This is a genomic window from Achromobacter maghribensis (assembly GCF_057334215.1).
The window spans coordinates 22039-44459 of record NZ_JBHFII010000021.1 but is presented as its reverse complement, the minus strand read 5'-3'; the positions used below and the strand labels follow the sequence as shown (position 1 = coordinate 44459).

Here is a 22421-nt window from a genome sequence, read left to right as displayed (position 1 = left end):
CCTATGCGGCGCGCGCGCTTTTCGGACACAGTCAGCGGTCAGGCTGCCAGGCGCCCTTCGATCTTGATCTTGGTGGCCGGCAGGTCTTCGGGCAGGCCTTGGGCCAGTTGGCCGAACAGTTCATCGTGCAGCGCCAGTTCGTCGCGCCAGGCGCCGGCGTCCACCGACATGACCTGATCGAACTTGTCCGGCGTGAATTCCAGCCCCGTCCAGTCGATGTCCTGATAGCTGGGCGAAATGCCAAACACCTGGTCCACGCCCTTGGATTGGCCGTCGATGCGGCCCAGCATCCAGCGCAGCACGCGCATGTTTTCGCCAAACCCGGGCCAGACGAACTTGCCGTCCGGACCCTTGCGGAACCAGTTGACGCAGTAGATGCGCGGCAAGGTGGCGCCCGCGGCTTCCATCTGCTTGCCCAGCTTCAGCCAGTGGTTGAAGTAGTCGCTCATGTTGTAGCCGCAGAACGGCAGCATGGCGAAGGGGTCGCGGCGCACCACGCCCTGCTGCCCGACGGCGGCAGCGGTGGTTTCCGAGCCCATGGTGGCGGCCATGTAGACGCCTTCGACCCAGTTGCGCGCCTCGGTCACCAGCGGCACCGTGGTGGAACGGCGGCCGCCGAAGATGAAGGCGTCGATGACCACACCTTCGGGATTTTCCCATTCAGGATCGATGGACGGGCATTGCGCGGCCGGCGCGGTGAAGCGCGCGTTCGGGTGCGCGGCCTTGCGGCCGGTTTCGCGCGCGATGGCGGGCGTCCAGTCTTGGCCCTGCCAGTCGATCAGGTGCGCGGGCGGCGTGTCGGTCATGCCTTCCCACCAGACGTCGCCGTCATCGGTCAGCGCCACGTTGGTGAAGATGACGTTGGCCTTCAGGGTGGCCATGGCGTTGAAGTTGGTCTGCTCGCTGGTGCCCGGGGCCACGCCGAAATAACCGGCTTCCGGGTTGATGGCGTGCAGGCGGCCATCGGCGCCCGGCTTGATCCAGGCGATGTCGTCGCCGATGGTGGTGACCTTCCAGCCGTCCATGCCTTGCGGCGGAATCAGCATGGCGAAGTTGGTCTTGCCGCAGGCGGACGGGAACGCGGCGGCCACGTGGTATTTGCGGCCCTTGGGCGACGTCACGCCCAGGATCAGCATGTGTTCGGCCAACCAGCCCTGGTCGCGCCCCATCGTGGAGGCGATGCGCAACGCAAAGCACTTCTTGCCCAGCAGCGCGTTGCCGCCGTAGCCCGAGCCGTAGCTCCAGATCTCGCGGCTTTTGGGGAAATGCACGATGTACTTGGTGGGGTTGCACGGCCAGGCCACATCGGCTTCGCCGGCGGCCAGGGGCTTGCCCACGGAGTGCACGCAGGGCACGAAGTCGCCGTCGGCGCCCAGCACGTCGTAGACCTGCTTGCCCATGCGCGTCATGATGCGCATGTTCACGGCCACATAGGGGCTGTCGGAAAGTTCCACGCCGATGTGGGCGATGTCCGAGCCCAGCGGGCCCATCGAGAACGGCACGACATACAGCGTGCGGCCGCGCATGGCGCCGTCGAACAGGCCATTGAGGGTGTCACGCATCTGGGCCGGGTCGGCCCAGTTGTTGGTGGGGCCGGCGTCTTCGGCCCGATCCGAACAGATGAAGGTGCGGTCTTCGACGCGCGCGACGTCGGAGGGATCCGAACACGCCAGGAAGGAATTGGGCCGCTTGGCGGGATTCAGCCTGCGCATCGTGCCGGACTGGACCATCTGTTCGCACAGGCGGTCATATTCTTCTTGCGAACCGTCGCACCACACGACGCGATCCGGCTTGGCCAACGCGACAACACTGGCCACCCAGTCGATCAGGCCGCGATGCTTGACGTAGGCCGGCACGTTCAACGCTGCCAGGCCCCCATCCAATGGCTTATTCATTGGGGCTATCTCCATACTTAGACAAATGGTGATACGGCCCCAATTCAGCTGGGGCCGTATGTAATTTGCGCCATCATACTTGCAGCGCTGGGCAACCCGTCAACCCATCCACATGGACGAGTTTGTCACGGGTTGAGACCGACTCAACCGTAGTGGCCGTCGCGTAACTCCCTACGGATGATCTTACCCGTGGCGGTGGTAGGCAAACTGGTTACAAACCGGATCGCGCGCGGGTATTCGTGCGCGGCCAGGCGGGTGCGAACATGTGCCTGCAGGGCCTTGATCAGCGCGTCGTCGCCGTCGAAGCCATCGTTCAGCACCACATAGGCCATCACGATTTCCGTGCGTTGCTCGTCCGGCACGCCCACCACCGCCGCCATGCGCACGGCGGGGTGGCCGATCAGGCAGTCTTCGATGGGGGCAGGACCGATACGGTAGCCGGCGCTGGTGATGACGTCGTCGTTGCGGCCCACGAAGCGGATAAAACCTTGCGCGTCGCGCACGCCCAGGTCGCCGGTAAGCAGGTAGTCGCCCACGAATTTTTCGGCGGTGGCCGCGGGGTTATTCCAGTACCCCAGGAACATGACGGGATCGGGCCGCAATACGCCGATGTTGCCCTCTTGTCCATCAGCCACTTCCACGCCCTGGTCATCCACAATAGCCACCCGGTGCCCCGGCGCGGCGCGGCCGATCGAGCCGATTTCCGGGTCGAACAGCGACGAACACGACGACACCAGCATGTTGCATTCGGTCTGCCCGTAGAACTCGTTGATGGTGACGCCCAGCACACGGCGGCCCCAGTCGATCAATTCAGCGCCCAGCGATTCGCCGCCGCTGGCCACCGAACGCAGGGCCAGGGGGCCCGCCGCGTCGGGATAGGCCGCGCCGCGCATCATCTTCAGCGCGGTGGGCGGCAGGAAGGTGTGGGTCACGCCGTGGCGCGCCATCAGTTCCAGGGCGGAGGTGCCGTCGAACTTCTCGAAACGGCGCGCCAGTACCGGGACGCCGTGGTGCCACGACGGCAGCAGCACGTCCAACAGGCCGCCGATCCATGCCCAGTCGGCCGGCGTCCACATCAGCTTGGCGTTTTCGGGGAAGAACTCGTGCGACATCTCCACGCCGGGCAGGTGCCCCAGCAGGACGCGATGCGCATGCAGGGCGCCTTTGGGCTTGCCCGTGGTGCCGGACGTATAGATGATGACGGCGGGGTCGTCCGCCGCCGTGGCCACCGGGGTGTAGTCGTCGGATTCGGCCGCCAGCGCCGGATGGAACGGCACCGTGCCGCCCTCGCCTTCGCCGTCGATGCAATAGATGACCTTCAGGTCCGGCAGGCTGGCGCGAATTTCCCGCAGTTTGCGGCAGCCCTCGGTGTCGGTGACCAGCGCGACCGCGCCGCTGTTGGCCAACCGGTACTGAATGGCGTCGACGCCAAACAGCGTGAACAGGGGCACCGCCACCGCGCCCATCTTGTAGACGGCGATGTGCGTCACCGCGGTCTCGGGCGCTTGCGGCAGGTACACCGCCACACGGTCGCCGCGCTGCACGCCGTGGCGCGTCAGGCTGTGCGCCAGGCGGTTCGACTGCGCCTTGATGTCGTCGAAGGTGTAGCGCGTTTGCGCACCGTCGCTTTTTTCGTAGATCAAGGCCACGCGTGCGCTGCCGTCCGCCCATTTGTCGCAGGCGTCGACCCCGATGTTGAACGCCGCCGGCACCTGCCATTGGAATTGGGACACAAGCTGCTTGTAGGATTCCGCTCGGGACAGCATGGTTTAGTCTCTGATGTTGTTATGGATCATCCAGGGCTTGCTCAACTTGCTTGACCCTGGCTCAATAATAAGCCCCGTCTACCCGCCGCTTTGCCGTCCGCATGGAAAAAACCCCCGCCGTCCCGATCCGCCGCCCCCCGGCCAGCGCCAAATCCGAACAGCGCATCCGGGACATCCTGCACATGGCCCGCCAGGTGTTCTCCGAGGCGGGCTTCCAGGCGGCCACGACGACCGAGATCGCCCAGCGGCTGGGCGTATCCGAAGCCACGATATTCACTTACTTCGGCGGCAAGCGGGAACTGTGCGTGCGGGTGATCAGCGATTGGTACGACGAGATCATCGGCAAGGTCGAAGACAGCCTTCCCCACGTGCAGGGCGCCCGCGCCCAATTGCACTACCTGGTGCATACGCACCTGCGGCACCTGTTGGCCGAAGGGCCGGGGCTGTGCGCCTTCATCCTCTCCGAAGGCCGCGCCCGCAATGACGATTTCGGCGACATCTACGCCGGGTTGCAGCGCCGGTACACCGCGCCGCTGATGCGCATCCTGGCGCAGGGCCAGGCAGACGGCGACATCCGCCGGGACATGCCGTTGCGGCTGTTGCGTTCGTCGGTCTATGGCCCGATGGAGCATGTGCTGTGGGACGCCATCCTGCGCGGCACGCGGGTCGACGTTGCGGCCACGGCCGACCAGTTGGTCGGCTTCCTGTGGCAAGCCCTGCAGCCGCCCCGCCAGGACACGCTGGCGCTGGCCCGGTTCCGCGGAGAAGTGCGCGACGCGCTGCATCGCCTTCAGGCGTCCGACGTATCGGACGAGTCCGCGAACAAGGACGGCGGCACATACTGAGGAAAGCCGCTATAGACGTCGCCGCGCTCGGCGGGCCGCAAGGTCCACGAATGCCGGGCGTTGGGCACGCCGCCGTCCACGCGGATGACGCTGCCGTTGATGAAGGCCGCCGCGGGCGACAGCAGGAACACGACCGCCGCCGCCAGTTCCGCCTCGGTTCCAAACCGTTGCAGCGGCACCTTGGTCTTCAGCTCGCGCAGCACGGCGCGGTATTTGTCGTCGTAGCTATCCATGCCGCTGGATGCGATCCAGCCCGGCGCCACCGCATTGACGCGCACGCCCGCGTGCGCCCACTCGCAGGCCGCGGTTTCGGTCAGGTTCCAGACACCGGCGCGCGCCGCGCCCGAATGCCCCATGCCGGGCATGCCGCCCCAGATGTCCGCCAGCATGTTGACGATGGCCCCGCCATGCTGGCGCATGTGCTGCGTATAGACCTCGCGCGCCATCAGGAAGGTGCCGTGCAGGTTGTTCTGCACCACGGCGTTCCAGCCATTGAAACTGATGTGGTCCAGCGGCGCCGGGAACTGCCCCCCGGCGCAATTGAACAAGCCGTCGATCGCGCCGTGGCGCGTCAGTACGTCCCTGACGGCGTCGCGCACGCCGGCTTCGTCGCGGATGTCGCAGGCATGCAGGCTGATGCGCCCGGCCGCTTCCGGATAAATGCGGGCCAGTTCCACACCCGCCGCCTCCAGTTTGTCCAGCTTGCGGCCCACCAGCGCCAGGCTCGCGCCCAGCGCAGCCAGTTCGTGCGCGGTGCAACGCCCCAGCCCACTGCCGCCACCCGTCACCAGAATGGTCTTGCCGTCGTAAAGCCCCGGCCGGAACACCGATGCATAACGCTGATCAGCGGCGGCGCCTGATTGTGGATTCATGTCTCGCTCCATTATTTTTTTGAGGATAACTCAATAACCACTTGGAATAAATCGCGCAGCACCCGAAATAACCCTAGAATCAAGACAGATTCGAACGTCGCTTATTGAGCCAAATTCAACACACGAGAGCCCCCTATGACTCTGCCTGCCCCGCTGGATGTCGCCCACGATGGCGCCATCGTCCGCCTGACGCTGAACCGGCCCGACATGCGCAATGCCTTCGACGAGACGCTGATCGCAGCGCTTACCCGTGCCGTCGCCGATGCCGCCCAGGATTCCCGCGTGCGCGTACTGCTGCTGACAGGCGCAGGCAAGGCGTTCTGCGCCGGCGGCGACCTGAACTGGATGCGCAAGATGGCCACGCACACCGACGCCGACAACCGCGCGGACGCCACCCGGCTGGCCGACATGCTGCACACGATCTGGGCCTGCCCGAAGCCGGTGGTGGCGTGCGTGAACGGCGACGCCTACGCCGGCGGCATGGGGTTGCTGTCGGCTTGCGACATCGCCATCGCGGCGGACAGCGCGCACTTCTGCCTGTCCGAAACCCGCCTGGGCCTGCTGCCGGCCACCATCAGCCCCTATGTGATCCGCGCCATGGGAGAGCGTGCGGCCAACCGCTATTTCCTGACGGCCGAACGCTTCACCGCGGCCACCGCGCTGCGTTTGGGCCTGCTGCACGACGTGGTGCCGGCCGAACGGCTGCGGGACGAAGCCGACGCGATCTGCCGCACGCTGTGCGCCAACGGCCCCGACGCCGTCCAGGCCAGCAAGCGGCTGGTGCGGGACTTTGCCGGCCAGCCCATCGACGCTGCGCTGATTGCCGACACCGTTGAGCGCATCGCGGCTTGCCGCAGCACCAACGAGGCCCGCGAAGGCGTGGCCGCTTTCCTGGAAAAGCGCGAGCCGTCGTGGCGGCAGATGCCCTGAACGCGCGGCGAAGACGTAGGCCGGCACGCCCCCTGAACGAGGCGGCCGGCATCGCCATGACATAATCTGTGGCGCATCTTCAGGAATCTTCATGCCGCACGCAATGCCCCCCTCCTCGCTTTCTTCGCCTGCTTCCCCCTCCCTCCCGTTCCCTCCGCTTGACGCCGACCGCCTGTGGGCCCGTGTTGAAGCCCTGTCGCGCTTCACGCTGCCCGACGTCCCCTGGACGCGGCGCGCCTTCTCGCCGCTGTTCGACGAGGCCCGCGCCTGGCTGCGCGGCGAGTTCGAAGCCGCAGGACTTGCCACTCGCGTGGACGCCGGCGGCAACCTGATCGGCACCCGCGCCGGCCGCGACGCCGCCCGCAAGCCCATCGCCACCGGCTCGCATTGCGACACCGTCATGGCCGGCGGCCGCTTCGACGGCATCATTGGCGTGCTGGCCGGCATCGAAGTCGCGCACACCCTGCAAGACCACGGCATCGAACTGGCGCATCCGTTCGAGGTCATCGACTTCCTGTCCGAAGAGCCCAGCGATTACGGGATTTCCTGCGTGGGCAGCCGCGCGCTCTCGGGTCAACTCAGCGCCGACATGCTGGCCGCCCGCAACCCGGACGGCGAGACGCTTGCCCAAGGCATCGCCCGCGTCGGCGGCGACCCGGCGGCGCTGCATGCGCCGTTGCGCGGCGCCGGCGGCACCGCCGCGTTCGTCGAACTGCACATCGAACAGGGCCCCGTGCTGGAAAGCCGCAACCTGCCGATCGGCGTGGTCACCAACATCGTCGGCATCCGCCGCGTGCAGATCGTGGTGCAGGGCCAGCCCGACCACGCGGGCACCACGCCCATGGACATCCGCCGTGACGCGCTGGTGGGCGCGGCCCGCATCATCGATGCGGCCAGCCGCCAGGCCAGCGCTGCCAGCGGCAATCCGCATTACGTGGTGGCCACCGTTGGCCGGTTGTCCATGACGCCCAACGCCGCCAACGCGGTTCCTGGCCGGGTGGAACTCACGCTGGAAATGCGCAGCGACAGCAACGCCGTGCTGGACACGTTCCCGGAAACGCTGATGGCCGGCGTGGCCGACGACCTGAAGGCGCTGCGTCTGACGGCGGGCTTCACGCCGTTGAGCCGCGCGCAGCCCACCGACTGTTCGCCGCTGGTGATGGATGCGGTCAAGGCGGCGGCCGACCAGCTCGGCTACGCCTCGATGCGCCTGCCCAGCGGTGCGGGCCACGACGCGGTGTACATGGCGCCCACGGGCCCGATCGGCATGATCTTCATCCCGTGCCTGAATGGCCGCAGCCACTGCCCGGAAGAGTGGATCGAGCCGGCGCAACTGCTGGACGGCACCCGGGTCCTGTACCAGTCGGTGCTGGAACTGGACCGGGTATTGCGCGACGGGCCGCGCGGCGCCTGAGCCCGCACACCCATTCGGCGTCCGAGGGTATCGCCGGCCCCCGGGCGCCACGCTGCCATAATGGACGCCTTGCGCCCGGTTGGTCTGGCGCCCACGACACGCTTGCCCCGCCCCCATGGAACAGATTGAACTCAATGACAGCACCGCTGACCGCTTCCTGCTGGATGCGCCCGGCCTGACGCTGCTGGTCTTCCACAGCCGCACCTGCGGCACCTGCCGCATTGCGCGCGAGCAGCTTCCCGCGCTGGAATTGCCCGTTGAACGCGTGTGCTGGGTGGATGCGGGCGACAACCGCGGCCTGGTCGAACGCTACGAGGTCTTTCACCTGCCCGCCATGTTCGTCACGCGCGACGGCGCCTTCTTCGGACCGGTGCAGTCGACGCTGGCCGAATGGGACCTGCGCCAACAAATCGGCCTGGCGCTGGACAGCTACCCCGCCGAACTGCCGTGAGCGCGCCCGCCGCCAAGCCCACGCGTTTGCCGCTGGACGCGCTGGCAACCAGCGGCATGCTGGCGCTGTGCGTGTGCTGGGGATTCCAGCAGATCGCCATCAAGCTGGTGGCCAGCGACATAGCGCCCATCATGCAAATCGGCCTGCGCTCGACGTTCGCGGCGCTGGTGCTGGCGGTGGTCGTGTGGCGCGCGGAAGGCCAGCGCGCCTTCCGCGACGGCACCGCCCTGCCCGGCCTCGTCGTCGGCTTGCTGTTCGCGGGCGAGTTCCTGTTCGTGGCGCAGGGCCTGCTCTACACCACGGCCTCGCACATGTCGGTGTTCCTGTACACCGCCCCCATCTTCGCCGCGCTGGGCCTGCACTGGCTGCTGCCCGAAGAGCGCATGCAACCGCTGCAGTGGCTGGGCGTCGCGATCGCATTCGGCGGCATCGCGGTGGCATTCCTGGGAAAGCCCGCGCAGGCAGGCGCCGCCAATATGCTGCTGGGCGACGCCATGGGCCTTGCGGCGGGCCTGCTCTGGGGCGCCACCACGGTCGCCATCCGCAAGACCTCCCTGTCTGAAGCCGCGCCCTCCAAGACGCTGTTCTATCAGATGGGCGTGGCCGCCGCCGTGCTGCTGGCGTATGCCGCCGCCACGGGCCAGGACGCCATCCGCTACACGCAGGCGGCGGTGCTTAGCGTGGCCTTCCAATCCGTGGTGGTGGCGCTGTCCAGCTACCTGGCCTGGTTCTGGCTGCTGCGCCGCTACCTTGCGTCGCGGCTATCGATCCTGTCGTTCATGACGCCGCTGTTCGGCGTGAGCTTCGGCGTGCTGATCCTGGACGAACCGCTGGATCCCGGCTTTGTCATCGGCGCCGCGCTGGTGCTGGCGGGCATCACGCTGGTCAGCGGCAGTGAAATGATCAGGAACCTGTTGCGCAGGCGACGCGGGTAGCCGGCTTACGGCCCGATGGGTTGGAACAGAATGGGCCCGGGCAAGTCACCCCCGCCCTTTGCCCAGGTTCAGCACGATAAGCGCCGCGCCCGCCAGCACGAAGGCGAATCCCCACCAATCCGCCGCGGCGGGCCGATCGCCCACCAACGCCATGGCACCCAGCACCCCGACGACCGGCACCATCAGGGTCGTCAACGCCGCGACCGTGGCGCTGACCTTTTCGCTCAGCACGAACCACAGCCAATACGCCACGGCCGTACCCAGAATGATGTGATACGCCAGCGCGCTGGCCACTTGCACGTTCCAGCCTTGCATTGGAAACGATTCGCCCGCGATCAGCATGCCCGTCAACGCGCAGGCCGCGCCCACCACCAGTTGCCAGGCTGTCACCACGATCCGGTTGCCGGCCACCGGCCAGCGCTTCAGGTAGACCGTGCCCGCCGCCCAGCCGAAGGCGGCGATCAACGGAAAGGCCAGGCCCTTCGTCGCGGCGATGTCGTGCTGGGCGAAGACCGCGCGCAGCACTGGCCAAGCCAGGATCGCCACGCCCACCGCGCCCAGCCCCAGCGCCACGGCGCGGCGCCGGTCCGGGCGTTCGCCCAGCACGGCCCAGGCCAGCACCGCCGACATCATCGGCATCGTGAAGGTCAGCACGGCCGCGCGCGATGTGCTGGTGCTAAGCTGCGCCCACGCCACCGCCAGGTTGAACACCGCCACGGCCAAGATGCCGCCCACGACGATGCCTACCCACGACGCGCGCGGCGGCAGCAGCGCCACCCGCTTGGCGCGCGCCAGCAGCAGCAACAGCACCGCGCCGCTGCCCAGGCCGATGACACGCAGCGTGAACGGCGGGAAGATCGACAAAATGATCTTCACCGCCGGCCAGTTCAGCCCCCAGAACAACGCAAGCGCGACCGGGATCAGACGCACGCGGCCTTTTCCCGGGCAATCCGTTCCGCCAGACCCGTGCGCTGATTGCCTTCGGCGTCGAAGTTCGTGGGGTTCAGCCAGTGTTCGTAGGCGGCACGCAGCGCCGGCCATTCGCCGTCGATGATCGAAAACCACGCCGTATCGCGACTGCGGCCTTTATAGATCGTGGCTTGCCGGAAGATGCCCTCGAACTGGAATCCCAGCCGCGCGGCGGCCTTGCGCGACGGCGCATTCAGGCTGTCGCACTTCCATTCATAGCGGCGATAACCCAGTTCGTCGAAGGCGCGGCGCATCAGCAGGAACTGGGCCTCGGTCGCGATACGGGTGCGTTTCAGCTGGCGCGAAAACGACACGAAGCCCACTTCGATCACGCCGTTGGCCGGATCAATGCGCATCAGCGCCAGCGTGCCGATGGCGCGCCCCGTTTCCAGGTCGATGATGGCGTGATGCAAGGGGTCGTTGCCCGCCTGCACGGACTCGGCGAACGCCCGGTAGGCCGCCTCGTCGGCAAACGGGCCGACGCCCATGTACGTCCAGTCGCTGTCGTCCGGCGCCTGGCTGAACGCCTGATACAGATCCGCGGCGTGGCGCTCGGCGGACAGCGGTTCCAGCCGGCAATACTGTCCGATGGCGGGCGTCAGGGGCGGACGCGCGCGTGGCGTCCAGCCGGGAACATCGGGGCCAATGGGTTGTTGGAAAGCATTGACGCGGGGTTGCATGCTACAGAGCCTCATCCTGGTTAGCGCGCGTCGCCGGGCGGTGGCGGACGCAACACGCATGACCTCACGATATCGGAATCGTGGCATCATAAAAAGCACCACGATCCTTGAATTTAATAGGGCCATGAATCCCCTTCCCTCTCAGGACGTCCCCAAGGACGCGGCACTGCTATCCAGCCCGCTGGCGCGCGGGCCCGGCGCGTTACCCCGGCAGCGCCAGTTGATTCAGCGGCTGAAGCAGGCCATTCTGGCCGGTCAATTACCCGCTGGCGGCAAACTGCCGTCCTCGCGCGCGTTGTCCGAAGACCTGGACATTTCGCGCAACACGGTGCTGATCGCCTACGAACAACTGACGGCCGAAGGCTATGTCATCGCCGACCGGCAAGGCACGCGCGTGGCGCCCTTGTCGGCGACGGCCAGCAACGCTGCCAGGCAGGCCGCGCCGCCCCCTGCCGAGGCCTCCTTCACCGCCAAACGCCTGTCGCGCATCGTATCCACGCGACACCTGCACGATGGCTCGCTGCCCATGACGCCCGGCACGCCGGCGCTGACGCAGTTTCCAGTGAATGCTTGGCGCCGCGCGCAGGACCGAGCGCTGCAGGCCGCCCCGGCCACCACGCTGGGCTACGGCCACCCGGTGGGCGAACCCGCGCTGCGCGAAGCCATCGCCCAGTACCTGCGCGTATCGCGCGGCGTGCGCTGCGACGCCTCGCGCATCGTCATCACCGAAGGGGCGCAGGGCGCACTGGCGCTGTGCGTCCAGCTCCTGACCAACCCCGGCGACACCGCCTGGCTGGAAGACCCGGGCTACCGCGGGGCCAAATCAGCCTTCCATGCGGGCGACCTGGACGTGGTGGCGATGCGCGTGGATGCCGATGGCATGGTGATCCCCGAATCGGCGTGGCAGACGTGCCCGCCGCGGCTGATACAGACCACGCCGTCGCACCAGTACCCGACTGGCGCGGTGCTGTCGGTGGCGCGCCGGCTGGACCTGCTGGACCGTGCGCGGCGCGCGGGCGCGTGGATCATCGAAGACGATTACGACAGCGAATTCCGCCACCAGGGCGAACCCATCGCGGCCATGCAAGGCCTGCTGCCCGACGCCCCCGTGCTGTATGTGGGCACCTTCAGCAAGACCATGTTCCCCGCCCTGCGCCTGGGCTTCCTGGTGTTGCCCGAAACCATCGCGGCGCAAGCCATGCCGTCCGTCATCGAAATGCTGCGGGGCGGCCATCGGCTGGAACAATTGACCATGGCCGCGTTCATCGACAACGGCCAGTTTTCCCGCCATCTGGGCCGCATGCGGCGGCTGTACCGCGAACGCCAGGCGGCGCTGCGCGACGCGTTGGCCGCGCACCTGGAAATCGATCACGAAGTTCTGGGCGGCCATAGCGGATTGCATCTGACCGTGCGGCTGCCGCCGGCGTTTTCCGATGTGGCGATCGTGGAGCAGGCGCGCAAGCTGGGGATGAATCCCGGCGCGCTGTCATCGTTCGCGATCACGCCCCGCGCCGAAGACAACGGGCTGGTGATCGGATATGGCAACACCGGGGCCGAACGGTTCCCGGCGTTGGTTGGCCGGCTACGGGAAATCGCATTGAAAATCCGCCGCTGATCGCAGGATGTCGGGCTACAAGCGGCGCACCTTCAGTGTGGGCCGGCCTTAGTCCACCAGGCCGCCCAGCACCAGCATCGCCAGGACCAGCCAGAAGAGGAACCCCACGATGGCGCGGCGCAGCAACGCCTTGACCGCCGCCCACAGGAACATCAGGCCCAGCACCAGCAGGACGAAGTTGAAGAGGGATGGGCTCATGCCCATCGCACGGGCTAACCCGGCATAGAAATCACCCAGGGCGCCGCCCAAGCCGCCCAGCAGCCACTGGATGCCGGACACAATGCCCCGCAGGGCTTCGCCGAGCATGCCGCCCAGCGACGCGAAAAAACCGTCGTCCCGTTCCATCAGCGGCGCGTATCCATGATCATGCGCACGGCAAGGCCGGCCAGCACCGTGCCCATCAACCAGCGCTGCACCACCATCCACAACGGACGGCCCGCCAGGAAGCCGGCGATCGAGCCCGCCATGATGGCGATGACGGCGTTGACCGACAGGCTGATCACCACTTGCGTCATGCCCAGCGCCAGCGACTGCGTGAAGACGCTGCCGTGGTCGGGCTGAATGAACTGCGGCAGCAGCGATACGTACATGACCGCGATCTTGGGATTCAGCAGGTTGGTCACCAGCCCCATCGTGAACAGCGTGCGCGGGCTGCTTTTGGGCAACTCTCGTACCTGGAACGGCGAACGGCCGCCCGGCCGGATCGTCTGCCAGGCCATGTACAGCAGGTACAGCGCGCCGCCGATGCGCAGCGCGTCATAGGCCAGCGGCACCGTCAGCAGCAGGGCCGTGATGCCGAACGCCGCGCACAGCACATAGAAGATGAATCCTACCGCCACGCCGCCCAGCGAAATCAGGCCGGCCTGGGGGCCTTGGGAAATGGACCGGGACACCAGGTAAATCATGTTGGGCCCAGGCGTGAGCACCATGCCCAGCGCAACCAGGGCGAACGTCAGCAAATGAGTCAGGTCAGGCATGATGAGCCGGCAGGCGCCGGGCGAAGTCGGATTCGAGGCCTACACGTTATCGCAAAACTGTATCGGAACAGTGTTTTTTTGTCATCGTGCCGCCCCGCTCCAGGAACGGCGAATCCAGGGCGGCACACCCGCAACGCGCGGGCGGCGTGGGGGCATATCTTTGAACTTCGCAAAGGGTCGAATTGCCGTATCGCGGATGCCACAACTGCGCCGGCATGACAGCCCGATCCGGCCCGCCAGGCTTTACGACGGCATGCGCGCGGCGATACAGTGGTCAGGTTCTTCCGACTGCATGGAGCACCTGGACATGCCGCATCGTCACCCGTCCGTGGTGGAAAGCCCCCCCATCATCCGCGTCGGCATCGGGGGTTGGACCTACGCCCCCTGGCGCGGTCCGTTTTATCCCGAAGGCCTGCCGCATGCGCGGGAACTGGAATATGCCAGCCGCCAATTGACCGCCATCGAGATCAACGGCACTTACTACAGCACCCAGAAGCCGGCCACGTTCGCCAAATGGCGCGACGAGACGCCCGACGGCTTCGTGTTTTCGCTGAAGGCGTCGCGCTACGCCACCAACCGCCGCGAACTGGCGGGCGCCGGCGATTCGATCCGGCGCTTCGTGCACAGCGGCATCGCCGAACTGGGGCCCAAGCTGGGGCCGGTGGTGTGGCAGTTTGCGCCCACCAAGACCTTCAACGCCGACGATTTCGGCGCGTTCCTGGAATGGTTGCCGGACAAGGTGGACGGCCTGCCGCTGCGGCACGTGCTGGACGTGCGGCATCCCAGCTTTGCCTGCGATGAATACCTGGAGCTGGCCCGCCGCCATCGCGCGGCCACCGTCTACACCGACAGCGAGGATTTCCCGGCCATCGCCGACCGCACGGGCGATTTTGTCTATGCCCGGCTGATGCGCGCCAGCCCGACCTTCAAGGCGGGCTATGCGCCCAAGGTGCTGGACGCGTGGGCCGACCGGCTGCGCACCTGGGCGCGCGGCGAAGATCCGGCCGACCTGCGCCGCATCGGCCCCAAGCCTTCCGCAGCGGCACGGCCGCAGGACGTCTATGCGTTTTTCATCAATGGCGCGAAAGAGCGCGCACCCGCCGCGGCGCGCGCCATGATCGAACGGCTGTAGCGCGCGCCGTCTCGTCCGCGACGCCCTATTGCGCGACCGGCGTGCGCAACGTGACGAACTCTTCGGCTGCCGTGGGATGGATGCCGATGGTGTCGTCGAACACCTGCTTGGTCGCACCCGCCTTCAGCGCCACCGCGATGCCCTGCACGATTTCGCCCGCGTCGGGGCCCACCATGTGCACGCCCAGCACGCGGTCCGTCTGGGCGTCCACGATCAGCTTCATCAGCGTCTTTTCCTGCGACTCGGTCAGCGTCAGCTTCATGGGCCGGAAACGGCTTTCGAACAGTTTGATCTCGTAGCCGGCTTCGCGGGCTTCTTCGGTGGTCATGCCCACGGTGCCGATGTTCGGCAAGCTGAACACGGCGGTCGGGATCAGCTTGTAGTCCACCTTGCGGTATTCCTCGGGGCGGAACAGGCGGCGGGCCACGGCCATGCCTTCGGCAAGCGCCACCGGCGTCAGCGGCACGCGCCCGATCACGTCGCCGATGGCCAGGATGGAAGGCTCCGCGGTGCGGTATTCGTCGTCCACGTCAATGAAGCCGTCCTGCTTGAACTTGACGCCCGTATTCTCCAGGCCCAGGTTGTCCAGCATCGGACGGCGGCCCGTGGCGTAGAACACGCAATCGGTCTCGATGACGGAACCGTCCTTCAGGCTGGCTGCCAGCGACCCGTCGGCCTGCTTGTCGATACGCGTGACGTCCGTGTTGAAGCGAAGGTCGATGCCCTTCTTGACGAGTTCGTCGCGCAGGTGTTCCCGCACGCCTTGGTCGAAGCCGCGCAGGAACAGCGGGCCGCGATAGACCTGGATGGTCTGCGCGCCCATGCCGTTGAAGATCGAGGCGAATTCCACGGCGATGTAACCGCCGCCCACGACCAGCACGCGGCGCGGCAGCGCCTTCAGGAAGAAGGCCTCGTTCGAGGTGATGGCGTGTTCCTTGCCCGGGATCTCCGGTACCTGCGGCCAGCCGCCGGTGGCCACCAGGATATGGCCGGCGCTGTGGCGCTGGCCATTGATCTCGACCGTATGCGGGTCGACGATGCGGGCATGGCCTTCCAGCAGCGTCACGCCGCTATTGACCAGCAAACTGCGGTAAATGCCGTTAAGGCGCTCGATCTCGCGATTCTTGTTGGCGATCAGGGTCGCCCAATCGAACGACGGCTTGCCGGCCGTCCAGCCAAAGCCGTGCGCCTGTTCGAAGTCTTCGCTGTAATGGGCGCCGTAGACCAGCAGTTTCTTGGGCACGCAACCCACGTTCACGCAGGTGCCGCCCAGGTAGCGGCTTTCGGCCACCGCCACGCGCGCGCCGAAGCCCGCCGCGAAACGGGCCGCGCGCACGCCGCCGGAACCCGCGCCGATCACAAACAGATCAAAATCGAATGCCATGATGTTTCCTTCGCGACAAGCCCTGCGGCCACGCGTTCACTGTTCGGGAAGACCGTATTTAACACCACCCGGCTCCGGGGCATTCCCAAAGCGGTGCGATTGGCCTACAGTCACCGGCATGGCTGTCCGGCAGCTGCCCCTTATCCCTGATCGGAGCACGATTCCCATGTCGCTTGAAACCTGGCTGGCCTTCCTGGGCGCCTCGGCCCTGCTTGTCATGTTGCCCGGCCCGACGATTCTCACCGTCATCAGCTATTCCATCACGCATGGCAAGCGCGCGCGCCTGCCGCTGGTGCTGGCCGTGGCGCTGGGCGATTCCACCGCGCTGGTGCTGTCCCTGGTGGGCCTGGGCGCGTTGCTGGCGGCGTCGGCGTTCTGGTTCACGGTGGTCAAGACCGTGGGCGGCCTGTATCTGCTGTACCTGGGCTTCAAGCTCCTGCGTGCCGGCGTGGCGCCCGCCACGCTGCCCGAGGCCACGGCGGCGGGCTCGCGCTGGAAGTTGTTCGCCAACACGTATCTGGTGACGGCGCTGAACCCCAAGGGCATGATCTTCTTCGTCGCCTTCCTGCCGCAGTTCATCGACCCGGCGGGCGACGTGACCCGCCAGCTGTGGATCCTGTCGGCCACGTTCGTCGCCTGCGCCGGCATCAACGCCGCCGCGTACGCGGTGTTCGCGGGATCCGCCCGCCGCCTGCTGGCATCGCCCCGCGCCCAGCGCGGCTTCAACCTGGGCGGCGGCGCCATGCTGTCCGTGGCCGGCGTCTGGGCCATGCTGGCGCGCCGCGTCTAAGGCCCGGCGCGCCACGCGCGCCCTATGGCAACGCGGCCCAGACGGCTTCGGCGTCAATGCCGTAGCGGGCGATGGCCTCGGCCGTCTTCACGCGTTCAACCAGGCCGTCGTCGGCCAGCGCTTTCAGGGCCGCCACCACGATATGGTGGCGGTCCACTTCGAAGAACGAGCGCAGCGCCTGCCGCGTATCCGACCTTCCGAACCCGTCCGTCCCCAGCGTCACATAGCGGCGGCCCGCCATGAACGGGCGAATCTGTTCGGGCACCGTCTTCATATAGTCGGTGGCCGCCACCGCCGGGCCGATGCAGCCGGCCAACGCGGTCTCGGCATAGCCGCGGCGCGCGTCAGCCAGCGGATGCAGGCGGTTCCAGCGCTCGGCCTCCTGGCCATCGCGGCCCAATTCCGAATAGCTCGTCACGCTCCAGACGTCGGCCGCCACGCCAAAATCCTGTTGCAGCAGGTCGGCCGCGGCCAGCGTTTCGCGCAGGATCGCGCCGCTTCCCAGCAATTGCACGCGCAGCGCGCCCGGCATCCCTTCGCGCAAGCGATACATGCCTTTCAGAATGCCCGCCTCGGCCCCCGCCGGCATGGCCGGATGCGCGGTCTTTTCGTTGATCAGGGTCAGGTAATAGAAGACGTCTTCCTGGTCCTGGTACATGCGGCGCATGCCGTCCTGCACAATCACCGCGATCTCGTAGGCATAAGCAGGATCGTAGGCGCGGCAGGACGGGATGACGCAAGCCAGCACGTGGCTGTGCCCGTCGTCGTGCTGCAGCCCTTCGCCTTCCAGCGTGGTGCGCCCCGAGGTCGCGCCCAGCAGGAAACCGCGTGCGCGGATATCGCCCGCCGCCCACGCCAGGTCCCCCACGCGCTGGAAACCGAACATCGAATAGAAGATATAGAACGGGATGGTGGCCACGCCGTGCGTGCTGTGGGCGGTGGCTGCCGCGATCCACGACGACATCGCGCCTGATTCGTTGATGCCTTCCTGCAGGATCTGGCCCTGGCGGTCTTCGCGGTAGACGCTAAGCTGGTCGGCGTCCTGCGGCGTGTAAAGCTGCCCCACATGGGAATAGATACCCACCTGCCGAAACATGCCGTCCATGCCGAACGTGCGGGACTCGTCGGGCACGATTGGCACGATGCGCTGGCCGATTTCCGGGTCCTTCAGCAATTGCGCCAGCACCCGCACGAACGCCATCGTGGTCGAGAACTCGCGCCCGTCGCTGCCCTTCAGGTGGGTCGCGAATGCGTCGAGTGATGGCGTGGCCAGCGGCCCGGGGCCGGCGGCGCGTCGCGGCAGATGGCCGCCGGCCCGCGTGATGGCGGCATCGAAATAGGCCTGCTCGGCGCTGCCCGGCGCGGGCTTGATGTAGGGAATCTGCTCCAATTGGTCGTCCGGCACGGGGATGGCGAAGCGGTCGCGGAACGCGCGCACCGCCGGGTCCGCCATCTTCTTCTGCTGGTGGTTGGTGTTGGCGGCCTCGCCCGCGGCGCCCATCCCATAGCCTTTGACGGTCTTGGCCAGGATGACGGTAGGCTGGCCGCGATGCGCCAGTGCCGCGGCGTAGGCCGCATAGATCTTTGCAACATCATGCCCGCCGCGATTCAGCGCGCCGATCTCGTCGTCCGTCAGGTGCGCCACGCGTTCCCGCAACACCGGATCCGTGCCGAAGAAATGTTCGCGCACGTAGGCGCCCCCGCGTGCCTTGAACACCTGGTATTCGCCGTCCACGCACTGCATCATGCGGCGGCGCAGGCGGCCGTCGTGGTCCGCTGCCAGCAGCGCGTCCCAGCCGGCGCCCCAGATCACCTTGACGACGTTCCAGCCAGCGCCCCGGTAAACACTTTCGAGTTCCTGGATGATCTTGGCGTTGCCCCGCACCGGCCCGTCCAGCCGCTGCAGGTTGCAATTGACCACGAAGATCAGGTTATCCAGCTTTTCACGTCCGGCCATCGCCACGGCGGCCAGCGTTTCAGGCTGATCCTGTTCGCCGTCGCCCAGGAATCCCCAGACTTTGCGGCCTTGCTCGGGGATCAGCTCGCGGTCTTCCAGGTACCGCATGTAGCGCGCCTGATAAGCCGCCATCAAAGGCCCCAGGCCCATCGACACCGTGGGGAATTGCCAGAAGGACGGCATGGTGCGCGGGTGCGGATACGAGGCGAGTCCGCCTCCGCCGATCTCGCGCCGGAAGCGGTCAAGCTCGGCTTCCGAAATGCGGCCTTCCAGATAGGCGCGCGCATAGATGCCGGGCGCCGAATGCCCCTGGATATACAGCATGTCGCCCAGGAATTCTGGCGTGGCCGCGCGGAAAAAATGTCGATAGCCCGTTTCGTACAGCGTGGTCGCCGACGCATAGGTGGCGATGTGACCGCCCACGCCTGAGGTCTTGCCGGCCCGCAGCACCATGGCCATGGCGTTCCAGCGCAGGTAGGCATCCAGCCGCAGCTCGATGCCGACGTCGCCCGGAAACCGCGTCTGCGCCCCGGGCGAGAGGGTGTTCACGTAGGGCGTTACGCCCGGCGCCGCATAACGGCCGTTGGCCGCGCGGTCCTGGTTGATCAGTTGGTCCAGCAGATAGTGCGTGCGCGGCAGGCCTTCGTGGGCCAGCACGGCCTGCATGGCTTCAAGCCATTCCTGGGTTTCCTGCGGGTCGGCGTCGATCGGGTCGATCAAGGTGTCCATGGGCGTCCTCCTTGGGGCGTGTGGGCGGCGCCTGGGTCGCAATAGCCGGCGCCGTTATTTCACATCGTGAATTGCAATTGCATAATGTGCAATTGCAATCGTAGGGAGGTTTTTAAACAATTGCAAGTGCAACTATTCCATCCCGCCGCCGGCCAGCGGGATGGCGCCCTTGCCTGACGGAACGATCAGCGCGGGATCGGGCCGGGCGCTTTGATCTGCCGCATCAGGTCGTTATTCCATTCGCCTTCCACCTTGATGTGTCCGGCCGCGCCCAGCTCGAACGCTTCAATCAGGTTGTGGTTCAGGTAGGCGTACACGCCCGGCTGCTTGAAGGTATAGAGCGCGGCCCCGGCGGAACCGCCCCGGATGAACCAGGTCTCGAGGTTTTTCTGGGGCGGGTTGCCGAACTTTCCGGTCTCCCAGACCCAGTCGCCATGGCCGCCGATCAGATGCGGCCGCGTGTCGCGATTGGCCTGCGAATGGATCAGGAGCACGGTCTCGCCCACTTTGGCCGTCAGCGCGTTGTCGCCCATCAGCGCGCCGACCTTGCCGTTGAACACGATGTGCGAGGGGGTCAGCGTGCGCATGACTTCCAGGGTGTCCGCATAGCTGTCGGCCAGGGTCGCGTAGTCCTTGTACTTGCCGTTGTCGTCCTTCGGGATGTAGAGATCGAATTCGCCGATGGTGTAGACGCGGTCGTAGCGCAGCGGCTTGCCCTGTGGGTCTTTCAGGCCGTCGCGCGGCAGCACCATCAACGTGCCGCTCATGCCCGACACCACGTGCCAGGGCACCATGCCGGTCGGCGCACAGTGATAGACGAACGTGCCGCTGCGGTCCGCCTTGAAACGCAGCGTCGCCTGTTCGCCCGGATTCACATTGGTCAGCTGGGCACCGCCCAACGCGCCAGTCGCCGCATGGAAATCGACGTTGTGCGGCATCGCGTTGGTGGCGGGATTCACCAGCGTCACTTCCACGTAGTCGCCCTCGTGCACGACCAGCGTCGGGCCCGGCAGCGAACCGTTGAACGTCATGGCCTGCAAGGTCGTGCCCTGACCATCGATGACCATTTTCTTTTCTTCGATGGTCATGACGAATTCGATCACCTTGGGCCCCGAACTGGCCACTTGCTCATGCGGGTGGACAAGCGGCGGTGCAACCAGCGCAACCTTGGCGCGTGGCAATTCATCGGCGTTCCGGGCGCCGGCCAGGCCGCCCGCCAGCGTGAAAATCAAGGCCGTGGCAATCACGGTGGGACGCAACGCATTCATGTGCAACTCCTCATTCCGATTCTTCAGCGCCGAGTCTGTCGGCAAGCCCATTGAAGGCCGCGCGCACTGATCCTTCTTTGCTGTAGCGCAAACTGGCGGCCAGGCATCGCCCGCGCGCGCATTGCCGGCGCAAGGCGGCGGTGTCACCATCAAGCCGTGGAAACTGCACCACGCCTTCAAGCGGAGCACCGCGATGTCGTCGCCCCTTTGCCACACGCTGTTGCGCAACCTGGACTTGTTCGCCCCCCTGTCCGATGCGCAATTGCGGGCCGCGCTGCAAGGCGCCACGCCCTGCCGCCTTCAGGCCGGAGCCGTGGCGTATGGCCAGGGCGCGCCCGGCGCGCACTTCTTCGTGCTGCTGCACGGTTGCCTGAAGGTCACCCAGGTCACGCCCGACGGCGAGCAGATCATCGTGCGCTACGTCAACCCGGGCGACATGTTCGGGCTGGCCTGCGCCATGGGGCAGGCCTGTTATCCGGCCACCGTGGCGGCCGTGCAGGAAAGCGTGTGCCTGGCATGGCCCGCGTCGGCCTGGACCCGGTTCACCGCCAGCCATCCGCAACTGGCGGCCGCCGCCCTGCACACAATGGGACAACGCCTGCAAGATGCGCACCAACGCATCCGGGAACTTGCGAACGACGACGTCGAACAACGCGTGGCGCGCACCCTGCTGCGGCTGGTCGAGCAGACCGGGTTGCGCACCCGCGACGGCGTCGATATCGGCTTTCCCATCACGCGGCAGGACATTGCCGAAATGACCGGCACCACCCTGCACACCGTCAGCCGGCTGCTAAGCGATTGGAAGCAACGCGGCATCGTCGGGGGCAGCGCACGCATGCGTATCGTGCTGCGGTCGCCGGCGGCGCTGGCACGCCTGTGCGGACACGTCCCCGCCCCCGCGGATTGCGCCGCGTGCCTGTCTTGCCGGGACGGTGCGCCCCCGGCCTCGGCTGCCCTGCCCCATTGACCCTTACCGAGCCTGCATCACCAGGCGCAGGCCCAGGTTCGCGGGCGGCACGCCGACCGAACACGCGCCGTTCTTGGGGTTTCGGATGAAGTCCGGCAAATACGCAATGTGCCGGCCCGCCGCCACGCGAATGCCGCAATTGCCGCTCGGGACGCCCTGGGACGGCCCGTCGCCTGCCGGCTCTTCAGGCGCGCTCAGCTCGCGGCGCACATGGCAATCCGATGTCCAGTCCCACACGCTGCCGGCCATATCCTTCACGCCGTTGGCGTTCACGCCGAACGCGCCGAACGGGCGCACGGCGTCATCCGTCCGCGCGCTGCCTTGTTGCGCGTATTCCGCCAGCCAGCGCCGCGCGGGGTCTTCGCGGTCCGGAAACACGGTCGCGGGCGCCTCGCGAAACACCTCGCCCGCCGCATACGCCCACTCGGCATACGTCGGCAACCGGAACGGCTGCCCCGTGCGCGCCGACAGCCACGCGGCGTAGGCGTTGGCGTCGGTCCAGCTGATGCCGATGGCGGGCCGGTCGGATGCGGACGCCCGCCGTTGCCCGGCATCCAGGGCCTTGCATCCGCCCGCCGCCACGCACGCCGCGTATTCCGCCTGGCTGACCTGGCGGGTCATGATGGAAAAGCCCTTGGGAAAGTGCGCAAGCCGCGGCACGGGCGTTGCGGGGAAACCGTCTTGCAGCACCTCGCCGGGTGGCAGATGGCGCAGTTCGCCCGGGGGCAGGCGAGTCAGTTCCGGCAAGTCGGAGCGGGCCGGGTCAGCCGGCCCGCAAGCGGCCGTCAGCAAGGACAGGACCGCGATGGAAAGGAAGCGCATACGAGGCTCCGGAGGTGCCGCGC

Annotated in this window: 20 protein-coding genes; 9 read left to right on the top strand and 11 right to left on the bottom strand. The window is 67.0% G+C overall.

The window, feature by feature from the left end; translation table 11 throughout:
- Positions 1–38: 38 nt before the first annotated feature.
- Positions 39–1895 (bottom strand): phosphoenolpyruvate carboxykinase (GTP), encoded by a 1857-nt coding sequence (locus ACE039_RS09300; RefSeq protein WP_485822199.1) that lies wholly within the window; start codon positions 1893–1895, stop codon positions 39–41.
- Positions 1896–2038: 143 nt separating this feature from the next.
- Entirely contained in the window at positions 2039–3661 is a 1623-nt protein-coding gene (locus tag ACE039_RS09295) for an acyl-CoA synthetase (RefSeq protein WP_485822198.1), read from the bottom strand.
- A gap of 101 nt (positions 3662–3762) precedes the next feature.
- Between ACE039_RS09295 and ACE039_RS09290 the strand changes: the two genes are divergently transcribed.
- Positions 3763–4506 carry a TetR/AcrR family transcriptional regulator gene (locus tag ACE039_RS09290; RefSeq protein ID WP_105560546.1) on the top strand — a complete coding sequence of 248 codons (744 nt, stop codon included), beginning with the start codon at positions 3763–3765 and terminating at the stop codon, positions 4504–4506.
- Here the strand turns inward: ACE039_RS09290 and ACE039_RS09285 are convergent.
- Positions 4452–5378 (bottom strand): SDR family oxidoreductase, encoded by a 927-nt coding sequence (locus ACE039_RS09285; protein WP_105560547.1) that lies wholly within the window; start codon positions 5376–5378, stop codon positions 4452–4454. The genes ACE039_RS09290 and ACE039_RS09285 overlap by 55 nt on opposite strands.
- Before the next feature lie 135 nt (positions 5379–5513).
- Between ACE039_RS09285 and ACE039_RS09280 the strand changes: the two genes are divergently transcribed.
- From ACE039_RS09280 to ACE039_RS09265, 4 genes are all read left to right on the top strand, one after another.
- The gene (locus ACE039_RS09280) at positions 5514–6308 is read left to right on the top strand and encodes an enoyl-CoA hydratase/isomerase family protein (RefSeq protein ID WP_448708829.1); all 795 of its coding nucleotides are present in this window, start codon (positions 5514–5516) and stop codon (positions 6306–6308) included.
- A gap of 91 nt (positions 6309–6399) precedes the next feature.
- A complete protein-coding gene (locus ACE039_RS09275; protein WP_310033513.1) occupies positions 6400–7722 on the top strand; it encodes a Zn-dependent hydrolase in 1323 nt (440 codons plus the stop codon).
- 115 nt (positions 7723–7837) lie between these two features.
- Positions 7838–8173: a thioredoxin family protein gene (locus ACE039_RS09270; protein ID WP_006226863.1), complete on the top strand. Its 336-nt coding sequence runs from the start codon at positions 7838–7840 to the stop codon at positions 8171–8173.
- Between the two features lie 56 nt (positions 8174–8229).
- Positions 8230–9108, top strand: a complete 879-nt coding sequence (locus tag ACE039_RS09265) for a DMT family transporter (RefSeq protein ID WP_485822201.1) — start codon at positions 8230–8232, stop codon at positions 9106–9108.
- 45 nt (positions 9109–9153) lie between these two features.
- On the opposite strand, the gene ACE039_RS09260 is transcribed toward ACE039_RS09265, so the two are convergent.
- The gene (locus ACE039_RS09260; protein ID WP_485822197.1) at positions 9154–10038 is read right to left on the bottom strand and encodes a DMT family transporter; all 885 of its coding nucleotides are present in this window, start codon (positions 10036–10038) and stop codon (positions 9154–9156) included.
- Entirely contained in the window at positions 10029–10757 is a 729-nt protein-coding gene (locus ACE039_RS09255) for a GNAT family N-acetyltransferase (RefSeq protein WP_448708827.1), read from the bottom strand. The genes ACE039_RS09260 and ACE039_RS09255 overlap by 10 nt, the downstream gene beginning before the upstream one ends.
- A gap of 124 nt (positions 10758–10881) precedes the next feature.
- On the opposite strand from ACE039_RS09255, the gene pdxR reads away from it, so the two are divergent.
- On the top strand, positions 10882–12372 hold the full coding sequence (gene pdxR / locus ACE039_RS09250; RefSeq protein ID WP_485822196.1) for a MocR-like pyridoxine biosynthesis transcription factor PdxR: 1491 nt from the start codon (positions 10882–10884) through the stop codon (positions 12370–12372).
- A gap of 48 nt (positions 12373–12420) precedes the next feature.
- On the opposite strand, the gene ACE039_RS09245 is transcribed toward pdxR, so the two are convergent.
- Both ACE039_RS09245 and ACE039_RS09240 read right to left on the bottom strand, forming a co-directional pair.
- Positions 12421–12717, bottom strand: a complete 297-nt coding sequence (locus ACE039_RS09245) for a hypothetical protein (RefSeq protein WP_105558926.1) — start codon at positions 12715–12717, stop codon at positions 12421–12423.
- Complete coding sequence (locus ACE039_RS09240; RefSeq protein WP_485822195.1) at positions 12717–13349, bottom strand: LysE family translocator; 633 nt, start codon at positions 13347–13349, stop codon at positions 12717–12719. Before ACE039_RS09240 ends, ACE039_RS09245 begins: the two co-directional genes overlap by 1 nt.
- 307 nt (positions 13350–13656) lie before the next feature.
- Here ACE039_RS09240 and ACE039_RS09235 point away from each other — a divergent pair, with 307 nt between their 5' ends.
- The gene (locus ACE039_RS09235) at positions 13657–14481 is read left to right on the top strand and encodes a DUF72 domain-containing protein (RefSeq protein ID WP_485822194.1); all 825 of its coding nucleotides are present in this window, start codon (positions 13657–13659) and stop codon (positions 14479–14481) included.
- Between the two features lie 25 nt (positions 14482–14506).
- On the opposite strand, the gene gorA is transcribed toward ACE039_RS09235, so the two are convergent.
- Complete coding sequence (gene gorA / locus ACE039_RS09230) at positions 14507–15865, bottom strand: glutathione-disulfide reductase (protein ID WP_485822193.1); 1359 nt, start codon at positions 15863–15865, stop codon at positions 14507–14509.
- Between the two features lie 166 nt (positions 15866–16031).
- On the opposite strand from gorA, the gene ACE039_RS09225 reads away from it, so the two are divergent.
- Complete coding sequence (locus ACE039_RS09225; protein ID WP_485822192.1) at positions 16032–16655, top strand: LysE family translocator; 624 nt, start codon at positions 16032–16034, stop codon at positions 16653–16655.
- Positions 16656–16677: 22 nt separating this feature from the next.
- Here ACE039_RS09225 and aceE read toward each other — a convergent pair whose 3' ends face one another.
- The gene (aceE, locus tag ACE039_RS09220) at positions 16678–19341 is read right to left on the bottom strand and encodes a pyruvate dehydrogenase (acetyl-transferring), homodimeric type (protein WP_485822191.1); all 2664 of its coding nucleotides are present in this window, start codon (positions 19339–19341) and stop codon (positions 16678–16680) included.
- A 185-nt stretch (positions 19342–19526) separates the two neighbouring features.
- On the bottom strand, positions 19527–20609 hold the full coding sequence (gene nirK, locus ACE039_RS09215; protein WP_485822190.1) for a copper-containing nitrite reductase: 1083 nt from the start codon (positions 20607–20609) through the stop codon (positions 19527–19529).
- A 193-nt stretch (positions 20610–20802) separates the two neighbouring features.
- Here nirK and ACE039_RS09210 point away from each other — a divergent pair, with 193 nt between their 5' ends.
- On the top strand, positions 20803–21576 hold the full coding sequence (locus ACE039_RS09210; RefSeq protein WP_448711527.1) for a Crp/Fnr family transcriptional regulator: 774 nt from the start codon (positions 20803–20805) through the stop codon (positions 21574–21576).
- 3 nt (positions 21577–21579) lie between these two features.
- On the opposite strand, the gene ACE039_RS09205 is transcribed toward ACE039_RS09210, so the two are convergent.
- Positions 21580–22398, bottom strand: coding sequence for a formylglycine-generating enzyme family protein (locus ACE039_RS09205; protein WP_448711526.1), 819 nt, complete (start codon positions 22396–22398; stop codon positions 21580–21582).
- Between the last annotated feature and the right edge of the window lie 23 nt (positions 22399–22421).